This is a genomic window from Saccharicrinis sp. 156 (genome assembly GCF_050589685.1).
In the GTDB taxonomy this organism is placed as follows: domain Bacteria; phylum Bacteroidota; class Bacteroidia; order Bacteroidales; family Marinilabiliaceae; genus Saccharicrinis.
The window spans coordinates 1-3,129 of sequence record NZ_JBNGOS010000081.1 but is presented as its reverse complement, the minus strand read 5'-3'; the positions used below and the strand labels follow the sequence as shown (position 1 = coordinate 3,129).

The following is a 3,129-nucleotide window of genomic DNA, read 5'->3' as shown; positions in this document are numbered from 1 at the left end:
AAAAACGTACATTGACATATTGGCAAAAACAATCAAAATCATAGGTTCGCCGTAACGCCCGCGCGTTATGGTGCGACCAACAAGAAAGTAAGCAAGGGCGCACGGTGGATGCCTAGGCTTTCAGAGGCGATGAAAGACGTGATAAGCTGCGATAAGCCTCGGGGAGAAGCAAATATTTGTTGATCCGAGGATTTCTGAATGGGGCAACCCGTCAGGTTGATGACCTGTCATCCCGGACCAGTTCCGGGAAGCAAACCCGGGGAACTGAAACATCTAAGTACCCGGAGGAGAAGAAAATAACAATGATTCCCCCAGTAGCGGCGAGCGAACGGGGAAGAGCCCAAACCGGTGCTGTTTAGGCAGCGCCGGGGTTGTAGGACCACAACATGATTGTTCGAGGGAAGCGGAACGCTTTGGAAATAGCGGCCGTAGAGGGTGACAGCCCCGTACACGTAACCTCGAGCAAGATAGTGGTATCCTGAGTAGGGCGGGACACGTGAAATCCTGTCTGAACCCGCGGGGCCCATCCCGTAAGGCTAAATACTCCTGAAAGACCGATAGTGAACCAGTACCGTGAGGGAAAGGTGAAAAGTACCCCGAACAGGGGAGTGAAACAGTACCTGAAACCGTGCGCTTACAAGCGGTCGGAGCGGATTTTATCCGTGACGGCGTGCCTTTTGCATAATGAGCCTACGAGTTAGTCGTGGTTGGCAAGGTTAAGACCTTCAGGGTCGGAGCCGAAGCGAAAGCGAGTCTGAACAGGGCGAAATAGTCAGCCGCGCTAGACGCGAAACCAGGTGATCTACCCATGGTCAGGTTGAAGTTCCGGTAACACGGAATGGAGGACCGAACCGCCAGACGTTGAAAAGTCTTCGGATGAACTGTGGGTAGGGGTGAAAGGCCAATCAAACCTGGAAATAGCTCGTACTCCCCGAAATGCATTTAGGTGCAGCCTTGTTTTAATCTTACAGAGGTAGAGCTACTGATTGGACGAGAGGGCTTCACCGCCTATCAACTCCTGATAAACTCCGAATGCTGTAAGATGATGAACAGGAGTGAGGGCATGGGTGCTAAGGTCCATGTCCGAAAGGGAAAGAACCCGGACCACCGGCTAAGGTCCCCAAATATATGCTAAGTTGAACAAACGCGGTTCGATTGCAGTGACAGCTAGGATGTTGGCTTGGAAGCAGCCATTCATTTAAAGAGTGCGTAACAGCTCACTAGTCGAGCGATCGGGCATGGATAATAATCGGGCATAAGCATATTACCGAAGCCGTGGATTTGTGAATTTTCACAAGTGGTAGGGGAGCATTCCAACGGCCTTGAAGCGGCATGGCGATGTGCCGTGGAGCGGTTGGAAAAGCAAATGTAGGCATAAGTAACGATAATGCGGGCGAGAAACCCGCACGCCGAAAAACTCAGGTTTCCTGATCAACGCTAATCGGATCAGGGTCAGTCGGGACCTAACGCGAACCCGAAAGGGGTAGTGGATGGACAACAGGTTAATATTCCTGTACCCCCTGTATACTAAAAGTGACGTATCCGCGAGATTGCTACGTACTGACGGAATAGTACGTTGAGCCTAGGCTTCGGCCGAAGCGAAGCAGAGCAGCGGGTACCGAGAAAAGCGAGTATAGGGGCCCGTACCGTAAACGGACACACGTAGTTGGGTTGAGTATACTGAGGCGCTCGAGTGATTCATGGCTAAGGAACTCGGCAAATTAGCCCCGTAACTTCGGGAAAAGGGGCGCCAGTTTAGGCTGGCCGCAGAGAAATGGCGCATGCGACTGTTTATCAAAAACACATGGCTTTGCAAATTCGAAAGAAGACGTATAAGGCCTGACACCTGCCCGGTGCCGGAAGGTTAAGAGGAGAGGTTAGCTTCGGCGAGGCCTTGAATTGAAGCCCCGGTAAACGGCGGCCGTAACTATAACGGTCCTAAGGTAGCGAAATTCCTTGTCGGGTAAGTTCCGACCTGCACGAATGGTGTAACGATGTGCGCGCTGTCTCGGCCATGAGCTCGGTGAAATTGTAGTATCGGTGAAGATGCCGATTACCCGCAACGGGACGGAAAGACCCCGTGAACCTTTACTGCAACTTAACATTGGTTGTGGGCAAGTAATGTGTAGGATAGGACGGAGACTTTGATGCTGCATCGCCAGGTGTAGTTTAGTCGCCCTTGAAATACGTCCCTTTGCTTGTCTGTGGCCTAACGGATTTATCCGGACATTGTTTGGTGGGTAGTTTGACTGGGGTGGTCGCCTCCAAAAGAGTAACGGAGGCTTTCAAAGGTTTCCTCAGGACGATTGGTAACCGTCCGCAGAGTGTAATGGCACAAGGAAGCTTGACTGTGAGGCCGACAAGCCGACCAGGTACGAAAGTAGGACATAGTGATCCGGTGGTTCCGCATGGAAGGGCCATCGCTCAAAGGATAAAAGGTACTCCGGGGATAACAGGCTGATCGCTCCCAAGAGCTCATATCGACGGAGCGGTTTGGCACCTCGATGTCGGCTCGTCACATCCTGGGGCTGGAGAAGGTCCCAAGGGTTGGGCTGTTCGCCCATTAAAGTGGCACGCGAGCTGGGTTCAGAACGTCGTGAGACAGTTCGGTCCCTATCTGTTGTGGGCGCGGGATATTTGAGAAGGCCTGACGTTAGTACGAGAGGACCGCGTCGGACTCACCTCTGGTGTACCAGTTGTTCCGCCAGGAGCACCGCTGGGTAGCTATGTGGGGAAGGGATAAGTGCTGAAAGCATCTAAGCACGAAGCCTGCTTCGAGATGAGATATCCTTATCAGGGACGTTGTAGACTACGACGTTGATAGGCCGCAGGTGTAAAGGCAGCGATGTCAAAGCCGAGCGGTACTAATTGCCCGAAACTTTTAGTTGGCGCGTTGCGCGCGAGAATGTGATTTTGGTTGTTGCCGGTATGACAATAACATGATACGATACAGGATATGTAAAAATATTCAGGTGGCTATAGCGACGGGGCCCCACCTCTTCCCATCCCGAACAGAGAAGTTAAGCCCGTTAGCGCCGATGGTACTGCGTACAGTGGGAGAGTAGGTCGCCGCCCATCTTTGACAAGAGGACAGTTTTCGAAAGAGGACTGTCCTTTTTGCGTTAATCG

2 rRNA genes are annotated in these 3,129 nt (G+C 52.2%); both read left to right on the top strand.

The features are described 5' to 3' along the window. The first annotated feature begins 81 nt into the window (after nucleotides 1-81). Nucleotides 82-2,887 (top strand): 23S ribosomal RNA (locus ACRD64_RS24875). 81 nt (nucleotides 2,888-2,968) lie between these two features. Further along, nucleotides 2,969-3,078, top strand: a 5S ribosomal RNA gene (gene rrf / locus ACRD64_RS24870). Nucleotides 3,079-3,129 lie beyond the last annotated feature (51 nt).